Here is an 18,902-nt window from a genome sequence, read left to right as displayed (position 1 = left end):
TCTCCTTAAACAAATCGAGCCTGAAGCCAAGCAGCAATATCTTTCACTTGCTCAGGACATACTGAATGTGGCATTTGATAAGTGTTGTATTCTAGCGCGTAACCTAGCTCTTCTAATTGTGTCTTCGCTCGCACCGCTAGTTCAGGCGCAACGACTGGGTCAAACGAACCATGGTGTATCAGCCATGGTGTCTCACCATTAGCACTTTCTTGTGCGTTTGGCACCGTTGTCGCGTCAGCCAAGTAAGTCGACAATGCCATCACACCAGCGAGTTTCTTTTTGCCATACAAAGCAACTTGATAGGCAATCACGCCACCTTGAGAAAAGCCTGCAATCACTACCTTTTCATTAGGGATACCTTGAGCCGCCAGCCCATCAAGAATCTCGTCAATCTGCTCGGCCGATTCTCGAATGTTATCCATGTCCACTTTACGATCAAGAGACATTTCCAGAATGTCGTACCATGCTCGCATCTTCATTCCACCATTGACCGTGACAGGCCGGATTGGCGCGTTTGGAAACACAAAACGAACCGCTTTATTAGAAAGCCCCAACTGCGGAACCAATCCTTCAAAATCGTGACAATCGGCTCCAAGTCCATGCAACCAGATTACAGCGGACGTTGGATTTTTAGCTGTATCAACAGTGATAAATTCAAGTGTTTGTGACACCTTAGTCTCCAAAAAAATAGGCTATCGATTATCACGATAGCCTATCACAACTTTTTCATGTCCAAACACGCTTAATGAGAGTTCGGTAGTTTTGCCTCTAGAATCGTCTGATCTTTATCCAATACAAACTGCACATCAGCTTTATTGAGCATCGAACAAATCATATGACGGGTAATCCGTTCATAGTACTGCATAAATCCTCTCAGCACTTGTGGAGACATCACCTTGATATCAAGAGTATCCAATATGCCACCATGAATGTCATAAAGATGATTTTCCAATACCCGCTCTTGCTTGTTACGCCAATCATAAACAACATCAAAACTTGGTGGCTGCATCCACATAGTGACATCAATTAAATCAAACAACTGCTTGTAATCACTCTGCAGATGTCGGTTAACTTCTCGTCGCCATATTGCTTGAGCATCTTTATCTTTTTCCAGCACATTGATTGGCTCAACAAGGTGTTCTTCAGGCATAGCCTGCGCACCCACGCACCACCCTTCAAAGAAAATGACATCAACTGTGCCCGCCACCTCTTGCCATCGGTGAACGGGTTTACGATCATCCAAGGATTTGTCAAAAGTCGGCACGTACATAACTTCACCCGACTGCAGATTCTTCAAACGGTTAAAGATACTCAGCGCCAATTCAACATCATGGGTACCAGGAACCCCACGTGTCGCAAACATTGGATGCACTTGATTTGCATAGGCCAAACGATCCGCGCGCTTTAAATACAAGTCATCCAAACTAACAACAACCGCATTTAAATCGAACCCCTTCGCTAATATATGACTAACAACAGCACTGAACGTAGTTTTGCCACAGCCTTGAGGTCCACCCAAGCCGATGACCAATGGTTCATGCTTAGGCCTTGAATGCTGTACAACCCATCGAGCAAAAGGCAAATATAAATCTTCAATTCTATCCACTAAGGACTCATCAGCATACAATCCTTTCAGTGTTTGCTCGACATCAAAGCGCAAACGTTCCGCTAATGAGGCTGGCAAGTTATGAGCTTGGCTCAATAAGTTTGATTCTAAGACATTTATCATACGCCACCTCCCGTCATGTACCGAAATAAGTATAGACGCAAATAAAATTGGAACGAGATTTTTAATTTTCAGTTAGAATGTTTATATCCTGGTCAACAAACTTGTGTCGGATCGAGTATTTATTGTAGATTGGCCAGACTAAATTTTAATCAGAGTTAACTTCATTAAGAACTTTCGATAGAGACTTAACAATGAGCTCAAAACGGATGAATATCCTCATGATCACAGGACTGGCTACACTTTTATCGGGGTGCTCTTATCATCAATACTACGACTGCCCTAGCCCACAAAAGATTTTACCTATACAACATGTGCAAATGCAGACCATCACAGTAGCCCCCATGCCAGCACGAACTGTAACGGAAAAGACCACGATTTATCGGGTGTACTAAATCACTAAAGGAGCCACCTTAATGAATGCTATTCTCAAACTAGCTGTTCTTACATCCGCCTCAGTGCTAGTAGCAGCTTGTACGCACACCCCTTATCCAATGACGAAAAGATGCAATGCCAACTCACCTTGCGTTGCACCATCACCTAATACCATTACTGCTGCCTCTCAATACCAATCAACGCCAGCCCCCACGACAATAAAAGAAACAGAAATTATTGAGGTCATGCCTAGAGAACCAATAATCGTAAGATCAACTGGCTACTCTGCACCACCAACAGGCAAATCATTTAGCCACTCCCAATCTCGACTGATGACAATGCGTGGCTCTAAAATCGACGCACTACGAAATCTTGCAGAGCGCGTTTATGGTATTGAGATTAATGCCAACAACGCTGTTAGCAATATGGTCGCTCAATCTGATGAGATCAGAGCTTATGTCGATGCTTATTTGGTTGGGGCAAAAGTTATTTCACAAAGAGAGCTGGAGGATGGCACATTTGAAACGGTTGTTGAGCTAGCGCTGCAACAAAACTTCAGACAATGTGTGAGTTCTGTTGAGGCACTTAAATCTAACGTAAACTGCCTTACTAATAATAGCTACAGGGTATCAGCACCTAGCAGCAAACAGACTCCAACTTCTTTCTATAGCGTTCAATAATGATTAAAGTTATCGTCTCATGCCTTGCACTTCTATTGAGCACCAACCTCCTTAGCCAAAAAATTGAAGCGCAAGGCCAAGCGATCATTTACAACAACGATATAAATGATGCGCGCTACAGGGCAACACAACAAGCAATCAAACAAGCATCGCTGCAAGCAAGTGCAAGTATTCGCAGTAATGATAGAATGCAAAATGGCGTTGTCAGCTCTAATACGTCGATACAGTCTGCCGCTCAGGTTAACAACATAAACATCGTTTCTGAGCAGATTGTCGATGACATGCTTAGCATCACTATTGAGACTCGCATCCTGCCGGAAAGCATGTGTGAAAACGGATCCGTTAACCCCTACAGAAAATCGGTTGGCGTAACTGGCTTTGCGCTACAAACTCCGCAGCAAGCCAATCTAGGCGCGCTGCACAACATAGGTAGAGAGCTACCTAAAAGTTTAGTGGACGCCATTAATCAGCAAGGCTATTTACGCGCACTGTCTGCTACCAATATCAGCGTCTATCCAGACTTAATTAATGCCCCAACCTCAGCAAATAATGATGGATCGCTCACCGACGTCGCTAGGATCGGAGAAAATCTTGGTGTTCAATATGTTATCAGCGGCGTCATTCGAGACATTGGTGAGTTATACCCCAAACACCCCAATCAGAAAACACCTCTCAACTCATTACTGAGCTGGGCAAATAAAGAGGATGGCCAACGGAAATTTGTACTCGACTTATATCTTTATGACGGTTTTAGTGGGGCGCTTATTTTCCAACATCGTTATGATGAAATAGGTGAATGGGACACTAAGGAAAGCAACAAAGTTGGCTTTGGTAGTGCCAAGTTCTGGCAGCTACATTACGGCAAAGTAGTCGCCCAAACACTGAAAGACATGTCCATCGATGCAAGTGATGACCTCACTTGCCAGCCATTTGTTGCCAACATATTCCGCACGGAAAGCAACCGTATCCATATCAATGCTGGAGCGCTAGCCGGCATTAAAAAAGGAGATCAATTCCAAGTCTTTCGACGATATGAAATATTTGATCAACTACAGAATGCTCAAACGCAGCTTAATAATGCCAATATCAATGTTACAATCACCCAAGTGCAACCTAACTTTGCCATTGGCGAGCTTGCGGTTGAAGCAAGAATTTTGAATGTGCAACAACAAGATGTTGTGATTGCTTGGTAAAACTCTAAAATCAAGCTCACAATACAAGTAATTAGGATAGAAGTACCATGAATAACGAACTACTGCATCACCTAGAGCAACGCATCAACGCCGCGGTCGAAGAAATTTCAACCCTTCGCCAACGTATCTCTGAGCTAGAGATGCAGAACTATGAACTTTCAGAAGAGCGTGACGAAGCAAAAGCTCAGCTTACCCAACAATCTGAGCAGCAAACAAACTGGGAAAACAGCCTGAACCAGATGTTAAGCAAACTCAATCAATTAGACTGATATTAGGCATATGAAAAAATTTGTTGCAGCGGCACTGTTGACAGGTGCCACCAGCGCAGTTGCCGCTGGACAATTTTCTCCTCTGGTAAGCTACGAACTTGTTTTTAGGGAGCCCTCCACGGCAACCAGCAATACAACTGGCATGATCAATACTTCGATAGAATACACTTTCCCAAGAAGCTTATCGCTCTACGGTGGTTTCTCTTTTATTTTACGCGATAGTTTTGAAACTGCTGCCCAGGCAGGCGCTCGTTTTTATACCACTTCGCCATTGTTTTACATTAATGGAAACATGCCCCTATGGAGTTATATCGGCCTAGGCGCTAATTTCCTTGATAATGTTGCCGCTTATCCTGAGGCTGGGGTTCGTATTGGCATCAGTGACGATACCCGCATTGATATTTTCGTAAAGGTTTATAACAGCAACGAGAATGCCTACGACAAACATGCCACTATAGGTATGGGGTTAACCTTTTAACATCATGAAATGGTTCTCTTTAATTATCTCCCTTATTGTTTTGTTTAATACGTACGAGTGGCTCAGTAGTTATGCACATACGGACGTCATCATGCCTACACCACAGCAACTCAATGAAATGGTTGGCCGCGAAGGATTGCCTAGAGTACCTTTATGGTTAGCGAATGCAGGAAACTAATTTATGGACCGCTTAATCAAAGCACTTGAAGAGCGCATTGAGCAGCTTGTACAAGAATTGGCAACAACCCAAGAGGAAGTCAAGCGACTAAAAGCGACCCCTTCTCACAGGCAAGAAAGCGCGCCAAGCAATGCATCCTTAGACCTCTTGTCTACAATGAGTCAAACTCGCTCAACAGAAGAGCAACTGCAGCTGTACATTGAAGACAGTTTAGATGTGCGACCAATAGAAACTGAAAACACTTCTAATCCTGAAAACTCACAAGCACACTTTAACTTTGACCTTCTACAAAATGCTTTTGAAGATCAACCAACTGAAGACCTGACAGAAACTAAAGATTCTCCTATGACTACTGAACAACACGAAAACACCACCGCTGATATCGAAGAAACCACTGCGACAGACGTTGAGCAAACTCCTGTGCAAGACAACTCTCCAGAAACTGCGACTCTCAGTGCCGAGGAGAAACGTCGACAGAAAAACCAAAAGAACAACCGCCGACTCATCAAGTTATTAGAAGAGCGCTATCCAAAAGCCTTTGACTGGAATAACCCACGCCCTCTCAAGGTCGGCATCGACAAAGATATGGTATTAGACGAACAATTTAATGCCAGTAAACAAAAACGCGCTATGGCAGCCTACACTCGCTCAGACCGTTACAAGAAGTGCCTGCTTTCAGGTCAACCTCGTATCGACCTTGAAGGAAACGCTGTGAGCAATGAGCCAGCACTTCCTAACGTCAAAAAGCCTGTTGAGAACAAAAAGCCTATGCCCAAAAGCAATAAAGGCAAACGTTCACAAGGCAGCTCGACATCTCAAAATAAAGGCAAGGGGCGCACCAACAACAAAGCTAAAACTCAGCCTAAGCAAGACCCTCAATTCGATAACCTTTCAGCAGAAGAGCGTATGCAGGCCAAACTCACGCAACTTATTAATAAAAAATAGAAAAAAGACTTTACAACGCATTGGGGCATAGATAATATATGCCCCGCTGCTGTGGAGGGGTTCCCGAGTGGCCAAAGGGAGCAGATTGTAAATCTGCCACGAAAGTTTCGGTGGTTCGAATCCACCTCCCTCCACCATTTCTCTTTTCTCCTAGATTTCACATCTATATATAAATCCAATTCTCTTATCTAATATTAATTGCACATCCGCACGTAATCCGTAATCCGTAATCCGTAATCCGTAATCCGTAATCCGTAATCCGTAATCCGTAATCCGTAATCCGTAATCCGTAATCCGTAATCCGTAATCCGTAATCCGTAATCCGTAATCCGTAATCCGTAATCCGTAATCCGTAATCCGTAATCCGTAATCCGTAATCCGTAATCCGTAATCCGTAATCCGTAATCCGTAATCCGTAATCCGTAATCCGTAATCCGTAATCTAGGATTAGCTTAAGAACACACACCTAAAACGCAAGAGTCACAGAAAGCAGAAAGCAGAAAGCAGAAAGCAGAAAGCAGAAAGCAGAAAGCAGAAAGCAGAAAGCAGAAAGCAGAAAGCAGAAAGCAGAAAGCAGAAAGCAGAAAGCAGAAAGCAGAAAGCAGAAAGCAGAAAGCAGAAAGCAGAAAGCAGAAAGCAGAAAGCAGAAAGCAGAAAGCAGAAAGCAGAAAGCAGAAAGCAGAAAGCAGAAAGCAGAAAGCAGAAAGCAGAAAGCAGAAAGCAGAAAGCAGAAAGCAGAAAGCAGAAAGCAGAAAGCAGAAAGCAGAAAGCAGAAATTTTAAATTAGATATAAAGAAAGAGAAAGGAGAATAAATGGGGTGGACGATGGGGCTCGAACCCACGACCGATGGAATCACAATCCATAGCTCTACCAACTGAGCTACGCCCACCATAAACAAATAGATGGCTCCCTGAACTGGACTCGAACCAGTGACCTAACGATTAACAGTCGTTTGCTCTACCAACTGAGCTATCAGGGAATCACAACCCCACTAAGAGCAGGTAAAATGGCGGAGGAGGAGAGATTCGAACTCTCGGAAGGCTATTAACCTTCGCCGGTTTTCAAGACCGGTGCATTCAACCGCTCTGCCACCCCTCCGCATATCAAAAGTGGTGGGTCGTACTGGATTCGAACCAGTGACCAATTGATTAAAAGTCAACTGCTCTACCAACTGAGCTAACGACCCGAACATTCGATTTTTCACTATTCTGACTGGTCGGAGTAGAGGGATTCGAACCCCCGACATCCTGCTCCCAAAGCAGGCGCGCTACCAGACTGCGCTATACTCCGAGTGGCTCCCTGAACTGGACTCGAACCAGTGACCTAACGATTAACAGTCGTTTGCTCTACCAACTGAGCTATCAGGGAATGTCAGAAAACAGAAATATTCATTCTGTAAAATACATAGCTGGTGGGTCGTACTGGATTCGAACCAGTGACCAATTGATTAAAAGTCAACTGCTCTACCAACTGAGCTAACGACCCAACTATGAGGCAATGGGGTGGACGATGGGGCTCGAACCCACGACCGATGGAATCACAATCCATAGCTCTACCAACTGAGCTACGCCCACCATTACCATTGATTTAAAATTAGTGGTCGGAGTAGAGGGATTCGAACCCCCGACATCCTGCTCCCAAAGCAGGCGCGCTACCAGACTGCGCTATACTCCGAATGGCTCCCTGAACTGGACTCGAACCAGTGACCTAACGATTAACAGTCGTTTGCTCTACCAACTGAGCTATCAGGGAACAACTAATTTTTAACTCGCTTCAGACCAAAACCAAAAAGGAAATGGCGGAGGAGGAGAGATTCGAACTCTCGGAAGGCTATTAACCTTCGCCGGTTTTCAAGACCGGTGCATTCAACCGCTCTGCCACCCCTCCGTTGCGAGCGAGGTGTATATTACGGATTCTAAATTTCAGTGCAACTATTTTTTTAACTTTTTTAAAATTAATCCGTTACATACAGCTGTTCGGAGGCCGTTCGAATCCAAACATTTGAGAACCAGTAATAATGCCTCCCGGACTGATCAGGCATCGTACAATTGATGCGCCCTCTTCCTACAGGAAATGCTCGCTCTGCTTCGACAACGACCACATTTTCACCCACCCAATTAAGCGACGCTTTACCTTGTCCTGCGACATAACAATTTAAGTCATTCTTACGATAGCGCCCTTCTTTTAAGGTAAGCGTCATTTTAACGGGCTGCTCATGAGCAAAATCGCCGCCATTCTCTATTGCATTAAGCGGCATTGGCTTAGCGCGCAATTTCACTTTCAAAGAAGAAAGCTCTGCATAAGGCCCTGCAGCTGGAAAGCGAGGTAAATTGGCAAAGTCCGAATCCTTGCTAACCACTCCTGACTGTTGACCAAAGCCAACCATATCTTGATCCCTAATAAGGTGACGCACCACCTCATTGGATTCACCATAAGGATAAGCAATCATCTTCGGAGTAGAACCTAGCTTTGACGATAGCAAAGATTCAACATCAGATACCTCTTGTTGAATCCGCTGCTTCCACTGATCTACTGTCTCCCCCTCTTCCAGACGAAGCATGTAAGGATGGCTCACCGTGTGATTCGCGAACACACCACCAGACTTTTGCATTTCCTCCATTTGAGACCAAGTCAGAAAGCTACGATGGCCTCGTTCAATTGGGCCGGTATTAATGAATACGGTAAACGGAAAGCCATGCTCTTTAAGGATCGGGAAGCCATTCTCGTAAATATTTAAATAGGCATCATCAAACGTGATGGCAACAGCGTTATCGGGCAAAGGCTGATCAGAACGAATACGCTGCAAAGCTGTTGCCAGATCAAGCACCTGATAACCAGCTTCCTTCAAATAGTCCATGTGCTGTTTAAATTCTTCAGGTGACACGGATGTTGAGCGAGGTGTTGAAGCATCTACATGGTGGTACTGCAAAATTGGCAAATACTCTTGTGCATGAGCAGCCCCAGTTACACAGCAAGCACCTAAAAGCGCAGCAGACAGCAATTTCATAAAAACCCTTTCATCATTCTTTACATGTCATCACATTGTACGGGAAAGGTAGCAGATAAACATGCAAAAAGGCTCTGCTGGACAATTGCATACAACCATTGGAGAGAGTAGCTTAACCACATACACACTAAAGAATGATGAGTTTTTTCATGGTTGAAATTGGCACAAGCACTCACCCATCCCCACATGGCATGGCACGATACATACTAGTCACCAAGCAAAGCGTACTAACACATGACTCGGGCTTTCTTTTTTCCCTAAAAGACTTTCATCCAACACCAGAAATGCGCAGTGTTTATATCGGTCAGTTTGAAGGGGAAGATGTATTCGTATGCCATTTCCCCTCTCCACCTAAAGGCTATACCGAGAAAGGGTTGCGTGATGTTCTTTATGAGTCCGATGCCTACTACTTTGGCCTTTTAAGCAGAGCCCATCAACTGGCAACATGGGATTTGGACCACCAATTCTGTGGCCGCTGCGGATCAACGCTTACCAAAAAGCATGAGAAAGAACACGCAAAGCTCTGCCACAAGTGCCACATTAGACACTATCCACGCATCTCCCCCTGCATCATTGTCTCTGTAAGAAAGGAAAATTCTATATTGCTCGCGCGCTCATTTAACATGCCGTCAGGACGAATGAGCAACATTGCAGGGTTTGTTGAAGCGGGTGAAACATTAGAGGAAGCCGTGCATCGTGAAGTGCTGGAGGAAGTGGGAATTCATATTAAGAACATTCACTATCGTGGCAGCCAACCTTGGTCATTCCCCCATCAACTTATGGTGGGCTTTTTTGCCGAATATGATCATGGAGATATCGCTCCAGCACCTGATGAGATCGCGGAAGCAGGCTGGTACCCAATAGACGCCTTACCCACAATCCCCAACGCCACCAGTATTTCAGGCCAGCTGATACTTGAGCACGTTGAGCTGATCAACCAGATGAATTTCAAAGCATAGAGAGTCACAAAGGATCATGAAGCTATTCAGTTGCCAACAATGTGGTCAAGCGCTGCTTTTTGAAAACACCCTGTGTGAGAGTTGCCAATCCCCTTTAGGATTTCGCTCCGACACATTAGAGCTAACAGCGCTGACACCATTGGAACAAGGTTTCAATGTCTACTCGAATCAACAACCGTCACCAGACAACACGGTTTGGTTCCACTGCTCCAATCATGCTCATAACGTCTGTAACTGGCTAGTCTCTACCCCAGACACACTATGTGATGCGTGCGATCTAAATCGACACATCCCTAACCTTTCGGGCATCGAGGAGCAACAAGCTTGGCAAACGCTGGAGCAGGCAAAACATCAGCTGGTATATGCTTTACGCCAACTCAATCTACCGATTGTGAACAAGAAACAAGACCCAGATGACGGCTTATCTTTCGATTTTATTTCTGAAGAAAACGTGATCCCTGAAGGCGCTCAAACTTCAACGGGTCACGCACAAGGTCAGGTGACGATTAATGCTGTCGAAGCCGATAGCGTTGATAGAGAACAGATGCGCAAGGACATGAATGAATCGTACCGCACTGTCATTGGGCACTTTCGACACGAAATTGGCCATTACTATTGGGATCAGCTGATTGCCGATCAACCTACTTATTTGGACTCATTTAGAGCACTGTTTGGCGACGAGCAACGCAATTACGCTGAAGCACTTTCAAGCCATTACGCCACCCCTAACCTTGAATGGCAAAATGAATTCATCAGCTCCTATGCCTCATCCCACCCATGGGAAGATTGGGCGGAAACTTGGGCGCACTATTTACATATATTAGATACTTTGGAAACCGCTTATTACTTTGGCCTTAGCACTCGCCCACCCTTGCCTCAACATAGCCAGCTTACAGCAAGCGCTTCTTTAGACCCTTATACACACGAGAGCTTTGAAGATCTCCTTAACGAGTACCTTCCATTGACCTTCGCAGCCAACTGCTTAAACCGAAGCATGGGGCAACCAGATCTCTATCCGTTTGTATTAGTGCCGAAGGTAAGAGAAAAACTTGGCTTTATCCATCAGCTACTCCGTCAAATTCAAGCAAACACACGCCAGTAGCAACATAGAGACCGTCTCAAAACTAAAAAGCCGTGCTAGTAAACGCTAGCACGGCTTTTTGCCAATCCTTTCAGACAAATTTAATCAGTAATCACCTTATAACAAGGCTCATAAGCCGTACCTGGTAACTTCATGCGCTGCTGAGTGACAAACGCTTCTAGCAAAGCATCGAGTTTCTTCATCAACCCCTTGTCACCGTGTATCTCAAATGGTCCAAATTCTTTAATGCTGGCAACACCCTGTGGTTTTACATTCCCAGCCACAATCGCAGAGAAGGCACGACGTAGGTCGGCTGCGAGCAAGTGCGTATCTTGGCCATAAAACAAATTCAATCCCTTCACATTTTCATGTGTCGGCTCAAATGTACGTTGAAATTCGTCGGGGATATGCAACTTCCAGTTGTAATAGAAGGCATCTTGATGCGCCTTACGGTATAGGCGTACAGCTTCCATCCCTTCCTTCATTACTCGCGCCACTTCAACGGCATCATCAATAATAATTTGATATTTCGCTTGCGCCTTATCGCCTAAAACAGAACCAATGAATTCATTAATCTGCTCAAAGTAAGGTGCACTTTCTTTGGGGCCAGTAAAGACTAATGGGAATGGCATCTCTGCATTTTTAGGGTGCAATAAGATACCCAAAATATAGAGAATTTCTTCAGCGGTCCCAGCGCCACCAGGGAAAACAACGATGCCATGGCCAGTGCGAACAAATGCCTCAAGTCGCTTTTCGATATCTGGCATAATAACCAGCTGATTAACAATTGGGTTAGGTGATTCGGCGGCAATGATTCCCGGCTCCGTTAAACCAAGATATACGCCATTTTGGATACGTTGTTTCGCATGAGCAATGGCAGCTCCTTTCATAGGCCCTTTCATGGCACCTGGACCACAGCCCGTACAAATATTCAGCTCACGCAGGCCTAGCTCATGGCCCACTTGTTTCGTGTAGTCATACTCATGGCGGGCAATAGAGTGTCCACCCCAGCAAACCACCATGTCCGGTGTTTGTATACGACGAAACACATTTGCATTTCGAAGCAGCTCAAAAACAACGTTGGTTATTTTGTCTGAGCTTGCGTCATTTAGGCCACGAGCAACATTGTATTCATGATAAGTAAAAATAATGTCTCGCAGCACACTGAATAGCATTTCTCGTACGCTACTGATCATTTTGCCGTCAACAAAAGCACTGCTTGGAGCATTGCTCAACTGAAGCTTTACACCACGCTCTTGTTGAATGATGCGAATTTCGAAGTCCTTGAAAGTAGACATAACCTCTGCTGGGTCGTCCGAATCACTGCCACAGTTTAAAATAGCCAACGCACAACGGCGGAACAGTTCATGCAAATCACCGCTGTCCTCCGACATACGAGCTATTTCTTCCTGAGATAACATCTCTAATGCGCCTTTTGGTGATACCAGCGCATCAACGCGATCGCTATATGTCATGGATCGCCCTCCTTTTTCTATGTGCTTGTCTTATAAGTATATTGCGCCTAGGCAATAAAAAAGCAAGTAGATTTATGCGTTTCCTAGATCGCATCTAATTTGCAGATTTCTTAAGTACCTTAATAGATGCGCCGTCACAAGCACAAAAAAAGCCGCCAATCGGCGACTTTATCTTTATTCTTTCGTAACTATGAAACCTGCCCTAGAACATGTTCAGCAGAACTAATTCCAAACTCTCCAGGCTCTTCTAACCAGAGCTGCTGAATCACGCCGTTGATCACCAACATAGCGTAACGGCGACTTCTAAGTCCCATTTGTGCCGTGGCTATTTCCAATTCTAAGCCTAAAGCCGTGGTTAGCTCCGCTGAATTGTCCGCAGCCATAACGATGTTACCCGCACCATGAGCTTGCCCCCACGCATTCATAACGAACACATCGTTTACAGACAAGCAGACAATGTCATCAACACCCTGCTCTTTGAATGCTTGATAGTGTTCGACGTAGCCTGGTAAGTGCCTCGCACTACAGGTCGGCGTAAAAGCACCTGGCACAGCAAATAAAATGACGGTTTTATCTGCAAAGAATTCAGTGACATTCACTTCTTGTGGACCATTTTCCCCCATTACCAAGAAGGAACCATAGGGCAACATATCACCAATTTGCACACTCATGCTCGTACTCCATTTGATTCTCGGATCAGCATCATAGCTTGATTTCTAAAACTCTGCGACGTTAGGATGTCTTGAACTGTCCAACAAGTTTTCGCTGATGCTGGGCCAATTCATTCATACTTTGGCAATTAGCTTGACTGGCTTGTGCATCTTCCATCGCCTCTTGCGAGCGATTAGAAATCTCATGAATGCTTTGATTAATGTCTTGCGCCACCCCTGCTTGCTGATCCGATGACGTCGCAATTTGCACACTTAATTCGCGAATTTCACCAATATAATGCCGTAGATCCTGCAACGAATCCCCAACACTTTGAGCCTCATTCATGCTATTACGGGCATACTGACAACTCTGATCCATAGTGGAAACTGTTGCTTTAACTCCGCTTTGCAATTCGGTAATGACTCGCTGTATTTCCTCTGTAGAGGTATGAGTTCTATTGGCCAGCGTGCGAACCTCATCCGCAACCACAGCAAAGCCCCGCCCCTGCTCGCCAGCTCGAGCCGCCTCAATTGCTGCATTAAGTGCCAGCAGATTGGTTTGCTCTGCAATATCTTGAATAACTTCTAGAATATTACCGATGTTCTGCGAGTATTGGTTCACCTGCTGTACAACCTGAGCAGATGACTCTAATTGAGAAACCAGCTGCTCCACTTGGGATATATTTTCAGTCATACGCTGCAGGCTACTGTCAGCACTCTGATCCACTTGCTGTACTTTTTCTAGGGTGACCTCAGCATGATGAGAGACTTCTCGAACCGTTGCTGACATTTGATCCATAGCAGCCGCAACTTCAGTCGTCTTATCATTCTGCAGCATCATAACTTTGCGCGTATTTGTTGTTGATTGATAAACATCCTCTGCCGAAGAAACCACTTTGTTCGAGGCACTGTCTATTTGCCTAATTACCCCACTAAGCTGCTCAACTAACGTGTTGACCCAATGAGAAAGTTGACCAAATTCATCCTTACTCGATACAGAAACACGTTGACTGAAATCTTTGTCTGCGATCTGATTCAAAACAGCCATAATATTTGCAAGTGGTTTGCGAATACTTAAACTCACCCAATAAGCGATCAACATCGCCAATACCACAGAGATCGCCACAACGATATAAGAGACATATTTAGCACTATTTGACGCATCTAATGCGTTAAGCTTAGCCCCCTCTCGAAGCTCTCGTACACGAGAGATTAATTCGTTTTGCAGTACTTGCATGGTAGCAAGCCCTTCTGATAAACCAGCAGCAGCCTCTTCAGAGTCCAATTTAATTTGCTGAAATACAAAGTAGTTAAGTACTACACCTTGCTCAGATTCTATAGCATTGCGTACTTCTTCAATGGATTCCAAAATGCTGTCGTCCCCTAATTTTTCAATCACCTTATCTACAGGAGCAAATGCTTTACTCATTTCTTTACGAATATTCGTTAAGGCTTTCACACTTGTAGAGTCAAAGTAATCACCCACCAATAACAATAGACTTTCTAGTTGTGTTTTTGCTAATCCCGCGGCAAACGCCTGCTCATCAGTTTCAGGGTAGTTTCCCAAGGCATCTAAGTCGTCTATTGCGAACGTTAAAGCGTCTTTAAGGTCCAGTTTTTTATCTGGCATTATTCGGCTTAGCTCAACCATTCGATTATGGTCACGAATAGCCTTATCAGCTAGCAGGAAAAAGGAAATCGACTGCTGGTCGATAGCATCAACCGTTGCTAAGATATCAGGGAAGTTAGCCACTTCTCGTTTTAGCGACTCAGCACTCTGTGCAAAGTGTTCTTGTTCATTCAAATATTGTTGCTTAGCGCTGTCTAATACTCCGTCGCTAGATGCCACCAAATATTGCAGTACGGCACTACTACTTTGCGCCAAGGCCGCACTGACGTCAGAGCTCTGATCAGATATATCCGCAATGTCACCTGTCACCTTTTCAATACGTGTCTGCACAGAATTTAATCCGCCTACACCCGCTCCTGCCACGACAAAAAGCAGCAATAGCAATAATATAAAACCCAGTAACACCCGCTGTACGACGGATAACGACATAAATGTCTCCTGTTTTAGCATCTCGTCACTCATTTTTATTAAATTCGCATTTAACAAAAAATGTGCCTGCTTTCCACTAAATTTGCAAGTTCTACTATAGAAACAATAACGTGCTAGCATGACAAATTATTGACTGGCTACCAACCATACTTGGTTTAGTTTATGCATAAATAAAACTCAAGCACTTAGCCAATCACAAAGTAGGCCTTTGAATGCAAAAATATAATATTTTAATAGTTAAAAATTATGTATTGGGGGAAATTTATCCTAAATTTCGTCTGTACAGTCAGAGTAAAAAGCGTACAATTCGCTTTCTTTTAAACCTTAAGGCCATCCGGCCGATAAACTGACTAATTAAACGATTATTGGCTTGTTGCGATGGAATTTGTTGCACATCCGAAAGACCTCCCACTCAACATAACGTTGATTGAGGACCAGTCTTTCCCTGTTGTTGAGGCAGAAAGACTTGGCTTTGTAGGCATCACCTATTTAGCACCTTCGGCTTACCAAACAGGTTCATGCGTTCGTATAACGTTACAAGAAATTGATCCACATTTCTGCGTCACAGGCCGAATCGCATGGTGTGACAAAGAGCAAGATGAATACCGTATTGCAATTGAGTTTCCAAATAATGACGATTGCTACTGTGTTCGTATGGTCGAACAGTTATCTCAGATAGAACATTATCGTCGACAAGCTAAGCACCAAGGTCGGCGTTTAAACTATAACGAAGCCGCTGCGGAATGGATCCAACAATTTGCCGCAAGCTTCCCTGCATTCACTTTATAATTACCTCAATGACTCATTCACTATCACAAGCTGATATCGACATAATCACGAAGCAATTAGGTCGAGCGCCGAGTGGCATTCGACAAGTAGCTCACTATTCTCCTAATGGTATTCCTCAAGTTTTAGAAATGGAAACATGGGTGTTTGACCAACCGTTTCCAACACTGTACTGGCTGTCTAGTAGTGCTATAGATAAAGCTCTTGCCCGTATTGAAAGCCAAGGTGTTGTCAAGGAACTAGAACAACGAATCAAAGATGATGACGAGCTACGACAAGCGTATCATCAATCTCATCAAGACTACGTCTCAAGACGGTGGCAAGCGATGAGTGATGAGCACAAAAAAATTATCGATGAGAAAGGCTTTACTCACCTTTTTGAAACACTTGGGATTGGCGGAATAAAAAATTGGGATCAAATTCGTTGCCTACACATGCAATACGCACACCATTTAGCGGGTAAAAATGTGATAGGCCAGATACTTGACGAAGAATACGGTATCAGAGAAATCGCCAACGCAGAAATGTAGTGTTAGAAACTGAGAGTGCTCCTCATGCGTAAGGTGCACTCCTCAATCTATTAAACTGCTAACGCTTTAGCTAGCTTTTCAGAAACGCTTTCAAATCATCAGCATTACTGACTTTAGCCAAGCCTTCTCGAATTTTATTAAATGCATTGGCAGCCACAACTGGTCGCTGAGCATATGTTGTCAATGCCCCTCCCGTCCAACCAGCTAATTTTAAAACCTCCTTTTTAAATGCATTCCCTGAGACACCATGCCCACCCATGGACATCAATTCATCCTCGATATCCAGATAACTTGGGCGTTCTCCCCCAAACTTCATAAAATCGTCTTGATGCACTTCTGAGTATTGTTTAGCCATCAATAAAATCCCTCAATATCACTAAGTATCAATAATCTAACTTAGCCAGTAACACTCCCAAGCTCAAGCAAATAAGCGTTTAAAAACGTAACTCGCTATTTTGAGCGGCTACCAACTCGCCACCGACCTCTAACATACTGTAAAGTAGTGTCTTTACGCCATGACTATTTGCACAAGGAGAAGCCAATGGAATGGTTTTCTGATTTATCCCTTTGGGTCATCTTCGCATTAGTTCTCACTGCTTTTATTGCGGGCCTTATCGACGCTCTTGCAGGGGGAGGCGGTCTCATTACTGTACCCGTTTTAATCGCCGCGGGTATTTCTCCAGTTGAAGCACTTGCAACAAATAAACTTCAAGGATGTGCCGGTACCCTTTCCGCCTCCTTTCATTTTGTGAAAACGAGGCAAGTGGACTTAACCAAAATGCGCTTAGCTATTTGCATGACCGCCTCAGGCAGCCTGCTAGGAACACTCATGGTTTCTTACATCGATAGCTCAATACTGATTAAAGTGATTCCGGCTATTTTAATTCTTGTGGCCATCTTCTTTATCAGCTTGCCTAAACTGCAACCCTTGATAAGTAGGCTGCCCCACCTAAATTTGGTTTATTTCTCAATATTAATAGGTTTTAGTATAGGCTTTTACGATGGCCTTATTGGCCCAGGCACCGGGGCATTCTTTTCGACCGCCTATATCTGCCTAATGGGCTACTCCTTAGTTTCAGCAACCGCTCATACAAAAGTACTAAACGCTACCAGCAATGTCGCATCACTGATTGTTTTTAGCTTCAGTGGGCATGTACTTTGGGGAATAGGGATCGCAATGGGAGCGGGCCAATGGTTTGGCGCGCAGATTGGGTCACGATTAGTGATCACCAGAGGCAACACGTTAATTCGGCCACTGGTGATCGTTATGTGTATCGCATTGTCAATCAAGCTACTGCTGTCATGACAAAGACTCTTCTATAGAGTACAAGCGACATTCATCCATTAACCAGCTCAGTACTTGTTGAATGGGCTCTCTATCTCGGAACTCATTAGGACACGCAAATAAATACACATGACCATTATCGTAAACCTGATCGAATGGCTTCAATAAACGCCCTTCTCTAATATCATCCATCACAAGAGGCGTGCGCCCTAGAGCAACCCCCTGCCCAGACAATGCAGCTTGAACAGCCAAATCTCCACGATTAAAGCTCATTGCACGACTTGGACGCGCACCTTTGACTTGCGCCATAGCCAACCATGCCTCCCACTCTGCATAAGGACTAAAGAAGCGCCACTCTGAATCATCATTAATAAGTGGTACTCGAACCAAATCTTGAGGAGACGTTAGGGCATTCTGCTCTGCAAAAAGCGGACTACAGACCGGAAATACCCGATCTGTAAGCAGCGGCACACTGTAAGCACTTCCAGAATGTAAATGACTATGAACAATGGCCGCATCAATTCTATCTCGAGTGAAATTCACCTCGCGATCGTTTGCTTGAATACGTAACTGAAGACTGGGGTGGCGCTCCTGTAATCGCCCCAAGCGTGGCATTAACCAGCGTGTTGCAAAAGACGGCATAACAGACAGGGTTATAATATTTGAATCTCGCTCCTCTCTTAACTCATCAATCAAACCATCTAGGTCTGAAAACATATGCCTAAGATGCATCGCCAGACGAGCCCCCATAGGCGTCAGTTCCAAGCGTCGATGAAAACGTACAAACAAGGTAAAACCTAGCCGCTGCTCGAGTAAGCGAATCTGCTGGCTAACCGCTCCTTGGGTTAAAAATAGCTCTTGTGCAGCTTTGGTAAAACTTAAATGCTTAGCTGCCACAACAAACGTATGCAGAAAAGGAAGAGAGGCTTTATTCATAGGCATTTAGCATTAGATAATTTAATCCAAAACACAAGTTTATATCGTTTGTCGTGCAACGCTCAATAGCTAGAATAAGCACCATGTTTTGGTAGTACTGCTTCCTTAACCTGGCATCAATCATGATTGGATGCCAACCTCTAATGCATGCCCCCACAGCCATGCATTAGTCGTGATGTTGGTGAGCGCCACATCACATCAACTGCTAGTTACATTTATCGGGCCTTGTGCCCGATTTTTTTTGTCTAAACTTAGCTAGGCACTCAAGACAAACAAAAACACATTATTT

General features: G+C 44.4%; 18 protein-coding genes and 12 tRNA genes. 11 read left to right on the top strand and 19 right to left on the bottom strand.

Annotation, left to right across the window (positions count from 1 at the left end; all coding sequences use genetic code 11):
• Nucleotides 1-5: 5 nt before the first annotated feature.
• Entirely contained in the window at nt 6-671 is a 666-nt protein-coding gene (locus tag ACXAC1_RS10580; RefSeq protein ID WP_475061445.1) for an alpha/beta hydrolase, read from the bottom strand.
• 71 nt (nt 672-742) lie between these two features.
• Nucleotides 743-1,729: a hypothetical protein gene (locus ACXAC1_RS10575; protein WP_475061444.1), complete on the bottom strand. Its 987-nt coding sequence runs from the start codon at nt 1,727-1,729 to the stop codon at nt 743-745.
• 413 nt (nt 1,730-2,142) lie between these two features.
• Between ACXAC1_RS10575 and ACXAC1_RS10570 the strand changes: the two genes are divergently transcribed.
• The 6 genes from ACXAC1_RS10570 to ACXAC1_RS10545 all read left to right on the top strand — a co-directional run bounded on the left by ACXAC1_RS10570 (nt 2,143) and on the right by ACXAC1_RS10545 (nt 5,981).
• Nucleotides 2,143-2,781, top strand: a complete 639-nt coding sequence (locus ACXAC1_RS10570; protein ID WP_475061443.1) for an LPP20 family lipoprotein — start codon at nt 2,143-2,145, stop codon at nt 2,779-2,781.
• The gene (locus ACXAC1_RS10565) at nt 2,781-3,974 is read left to right on the top strand and encodes a flagellar assembly protein FlgT (RefSeq protein ID WP_475061442.1); all 1,194 of its coding nucleotides are present in this window, start codon (nt 2,781-2,783) and stop codon (nt 3,972-3,974) included. Before ACXAC1_RS10570 ends, ACXAC1_RS10565 begins: the two co-directional genes overlap by 1 nt.
• 47 nt (nt 3,975-4,021) lie before the next feature.
• On the top strand, nt 4,022-4,243 hold the full coding sequence (locus ACXAC1_RS10560; RefSeq protein ID WP_475061441.1) for a cell division protein ZapB: 222 nt from the start codon (nt 4,022-4,024) through the stop codon (nt 4,241-4,243).
• Between the two features lie 10 nt (nt 4,244-4,253).
• Complete coding sequence (locus tag ACXAC1_RS10555; protein WP_475061440.1) at nt 4,254-4,721, top strand: hypothetical protein; 468 nt, start codon at nt 4,254-4,256, stop codon at nt 4,719-4,721.
• 181 nt (nt 4,722-4,902) lie between these two features.
• Nucleotides 4,903-5,844: a ProQ/FINO family protein gene (locus ACXAC1_RS10550; protein ID WP_475061439.1), complete on the top strand. Its 942-nt coding sequence runs from the start codon at nt 4,903-4,905 to the stop codon at nt 5,842-5,844.
• A gap of 53 nt (nt 5,845-5,897) precedes the next feature.
• Nucleotides 5,898-5,981, top strand: a tRNA-Tyr gene (locus ACXAC1_RS10545).
• A gap of 677 nt (nt 5,982-6,658) precedes the next feature.
• On the opposite strand, the gene ACXAC1_RS10540 is transcribed toward ACXAC1_RS10545, so the two are convergent.
• The 12 genes from ACXAC1_RS10540 to ACXAC1_RS10485 all read right to left on the bottom strand — a co-directional run bounded on the left by ACXAC1_RS10540 (nt 6,659) and on the right by ACXAC1_RS10485 (nt 8,852).
• A tRNA-His gene (locus ACXAC1_RS10540) sits at nt 6,659-6,734 on the bottom strand.
• 14 nt (nt 6,735-6,748) lie between these two features.
• Nucleotides 6,749-6,824: transfer RNA gene (locus ACXAC1_RS10535), tRNA-Asn, on the bottom strand.
• Between the two features lie 28 nt (nt 6,825-6,852).
• A tRNA-Ser gene (locus ACXAC1_RS10530) sits at nt 6,853-6,943 on the bottom strand.
• Between the two features lie 12 nt (nt 6,944-6,955).
• Nucleotides 6,956-7,031: transfer RNA gene (locus ACXAC1_RS10525), tRNA-Lys, on the bottom strand.
• Between the two features lie 27 nt (nt 7,032-7,058).
• A tRNA-Pro gene (locus ACXAC1_RS10520) sits at nt 7,059-7,135 on the bottom strand.
• 2 nt (nt 7,136-7,137) lie between these two features.
• Nucleotides 7,138-7,213, bottom strand: a tRNA-Asn gene (locus ACXAC1_RS10515).
• Nucleotides 7,214-7,254: 41 nt separating this feature from the next.
• Nucleotides 7,255-7,330 (bottom strand) — tRNA-Lys (locus ACXAC1_RS10510).
• Between the two features lie 13 nt (nt 7,331-7,343).
• Nucleotides 7,344-7,419 (bottom strand) — tRNA-His (locus ACXAC1_RS10505).
• A 23-nt stretch (nt 7,420-7,442) separates the two neighbouring features.
• A tRNA-Pro gene (locus ACXAC1_RS10500) sits at nt 7,443-7,519 on the bottom strand.
• Nucleotides 7,520-7,521: 2 nt separating this feature from the next.
• A tRNA-Asn gene (locus ACXAC1_RS10495) sits at nt 7,522-7,597 on the bottom strand.
• Between the two features lie 44 nt (nt 7,598-7,641).
• Nucleotides 7,642-7,732 (bottom strand) — tRNA-Ser (locus tag ACXAC1_RS10490).
• A 67-nt stretch (nt 7,733-7,799) separates the two neighbouring features.
• The gene (locus ACXAC1_RS10485) at nt 7,800-8,852 is read right to left on the bottom strand and encodes a polysaccharide deacetylase family protein (protein WP_475061438.1); all 1,053 of its coding nucleotides are present in this window, start codon (nt 8,850-8,852) and stop codon (nt 7,800-7,802) included.
• Nucleotides 8,853-9,001: 149 nt separating this feature from the next.
• Between ACXAC1_RS10485 and nudC the strand changes: the two genes are divergently transcribed.
• Entirely contained in the window at nt 9,002-9,811 is an 810-nt protein-coding gene (gene nudC / locus ACXAC1_RS10480; RefSeq protein WP_475061437.1) for an NAD(+) diphosphatase, read from the top strand.
• Nucleotides 9,812-9,827: 16 nt separating this feature from the next.
• Entirely contained in the window at nt 9,828-10,913 is a 1,086-nt protein-coding gene (locus ACXAC1_RS10475) for a zinc-binding metallopeptidase family protein (RefSeq protein WP_475061436.1), read from the top strand.
• A gap of 80 nt (nt 10,914-10,993) precedes the next feature.
• Here the strand turns inward: ACXAC1_RS10475 and ppnN are convergent, their stop codons facing one another.
• From ppnN to ACXAC1_RS10460, 3 genes are all read right to left on the bottom strand, one after another.
• Nucleotides 10,994-12,367 (bottom strand): nucleotide 5'-monophosphate nucleosidase PpnN, encoded by a 1,374-nt coding sequence (ppnN, locus tag ACXAC1_RS10470; protein WP_475061435.1) that lies wholly within the window; start codon nt 12,365-12,367, stop codon nt 10,994-10,996.
• Between the two features lie 188 nt (nt 12,368-12,555).
• Nucleotides 12,556-13,038, bottom strand: a complete 483-nt coding sequence (locus ACXAC1_RS10465) for a redoxin family protein (RefSeq protein WP_475061434.1) — start codon at nt 13,036-13,038, stop codon at nt 12,556-12,558.
• A 61-nt stretch (nt 13,039-13,099) separates the two neighbouring features.
• Nucleotides 13,100-15,076, bottom strand: a complete 1,977-nt coding sequence (locus tag ACXAC1_RS10460) for a methyl-accepting chemotaxis protein (RefSeq protein WP_475061433.1) — start codon at nt 15,074-15,076, stop codon at nt 13,100-13,102.
• A gap of 378 nt (nt 15,077-15,454) precedes the next feature.
• On the opposite strand from ACXAC1_RS10460, the gene ACXAC1_RS10455 reads away from it, so the two are divergent.
• Entirely contained in the window at nt 15,455-15,865 is a 411-nt protein-coding gene (locus tag ACXAC1_RS10455; RefSeq protein WP_475061432.1) for a PilZ domain-containing protein, read from the top strand.
• An 8-nt stretch (nt 15,866-15,873) separates the two neighbouring features.
• Complete coding sequence (locus tag ACXAC1_RS10450; protein ID WP_475061431.1) at nt 15,874-16,392, top strand: DUF501 domain-containing protein; 519 nt, start codon at nt 15,874-15,876, stop codon at nt 16,390-16,392.
• A 70-nt stretch (nt 16,393-16,462) separates the two neighbouring features.
• Here the strand turns inward: ACXAC1_RS10450 and ACXAC1_RS10445 are convergent, their stop codons facing one another.
• The gene (locus ACXAC1_RS10445; RefSeq protein ID WP_475061430.1) at nt 16,463-16,747 is read right to left on the bottom strand and encodes a hypothetical protein; all 285 of its coding nucleotides are present in this window, start codon (nt 16,745-16,747) and stop codon (nt 16,463-16,465) included.
• 186 nt (nt 16,748-16,933) lie between these two features.
• Here ACXAC1_RS10445 and ACXAC1_RS10440 point away from each other — a divergent pair, with 186 nt between their 5' ends.
• Nucleotides 16,934-17,698 (top strand): TSUP family transporter, encoded by a 765-nt coding sequence (locus tag ACXAC1_RS10440; RefSeq protein WP_475061429.1) that lies wholly within the window; start codon nt 16,934-16,936, stop codon nt 17,696-17,698.
• On the opposite strand, the gene ACXAC1_RS10435 is transcribed toward ACXAC1_RS10440, so the two are convergent.
• Nucleotides 17,693-18,613, bottom strand: a complete 921-nt coding sequence (locus ACXAC1_RS10435) for a LysR substrate-binding domain-containing protein (RefSeq protein ID WP_475061428.1) — start codon at nt 18,611-18,613, stop codon at nt 17,693-17,695. The genes ACXAC1_RS10440 and ACXAC1_RS10435 overlap by 6 nt on opposite strands.
• Between the last annotated feature and the right edge of the window lie 289 nt (nt 18,614-18,902).

Source organism: Marinomonas sp. AWM4_232 (assembly GCF_056158325.1).
Note: the sequence above shows the minus strand (reverse complement) of the source record. Positions and strands in the feature narration are given on the sequence as shown.

Excerpts from the sequence above, each read along its gene's own strand:
- ACXAC1_RS10575 (WP_475061444.1), bottom strand. The coding sequence starts at position 1,729 with ATGATAAATGTCTTAGAATCAAACTTATTGAGCCAAGCTCATAACTTG.
- ACXAC1_RS10570 (WP_475061443.1), top strand. The coding sequence starts at position 2,143 with ATGAATGCTATTCTCAAACTAGCTGTTCTTACATCCGCCTCAGTGCTA.
- ACXAC1_RS10565 (WP_475061442.1), top strand. The coding sequence starts at position 2,781 with ATGATTAAAGTTATCGTCTCATGCCTTGCACTTCTATTGAGCACCAAC.
- ACXAC1_RS10560 (WP_475061441.1), top strand. The coding sequence starts at position 4,022 with ATGAATAACGAACTACTGCATCACCTAGAGCAACGCATCAACGCCGCG.
- ACXAC1_RS10555 (WP_475061440.1), top strand. The coding sequence starts at position 4,254 with ATGAAAAAATTTGTTGCAGCGGCACTGTTGACAGGTGCCACCAGCGCA.
- ACXAC1_RS10550 (WP_475061439.1), top strand. The coding sequence starts at position 4,903 with ATGGACCGCTTAATCAAAGCACTTGAAGAGCGCATTGAGCAGCTTGTA.
- ACXAC1_RS10485 (WP_475061438.1), bottom strand. The coding sequence starts at position 8,852 with ATGAAATTGCTGTCTGCTGCGCTTTTAGGTGCTTGCTGTGTAACTGGG.
- nudC (WP_475061437.1), top strand. The coding sequence starts at position 9,002 with ATGGTTGAAATTGGCACAAGCACTCACCCATCCCCACATGGCATGGCA.
- ACXAC1_RS10475 (WP_475061436.1), top strand. The coding sequence starts at position 9,828 with ATGAAGCTATTCAGTTGCCAACAATGTGGTCAAGCGCTGCTTTTTGAA.
- ppnN (WP_475061435.1), bottom strand. The coding sequence starts at position 12,367 with ATGACATATAGCGATCGCGTTGATGCGCTGGTATCACCAAAAGGCGCA.
- ACXAC1_RS10465 (WP_475061434.1), bottom strand. The coding sequence starts at position 13,038 with ATGAGTGTGCAAATTGGTGATATGTTGCCCTATGGTTCCTTCTTGGTA.
- ACXAC1_RS10460 (WP_475061433.1), bottom strand. The coding sequence starts at position 15,076 with ATGTCGTTATCCGTCGTACAGCGGGTGTTACTGGGTTTTATATTATTG.
- ACXAC1_RS10455 (WP_475061432.1), top strand. The coding sequence starts at position 15,455 with ATGGAATTTGTTGCACATCCGAAAGACCTCCCACTCAACATAACGTTG.
- ACXAC1_RS10450 (WP_475061431.1), top strand. The coding sequence starts at position 15,874 with ATGACTCATTCACTATCACAAGCTGATATCGACATAATCACGAAGCAA.
- ACXAC1_RS10445 (WP_475061430.1), bottom strand. The coding sequence starts at position 16,747 with ATGGCTAAACAATACTCAGAAGTGCATCAAGACGATTTTATGAAGTTT.
- ACXAC1_RS10440 (WP_475061429.1), top strand. The coding sequence starts at position 16,934 with ATGGAATGGTTTTCTGATTTATCCCTTTGGGTCATCTTCGCATTAGTT.
- ACXAC1_RS10435 (WP_475061428.1), bottom strand. The coding sequence starts at position 18,613 with ATGAATAAAGCCTCTCTTCCTTTTCTGCATACGTTTGTTGTGGCAGCT.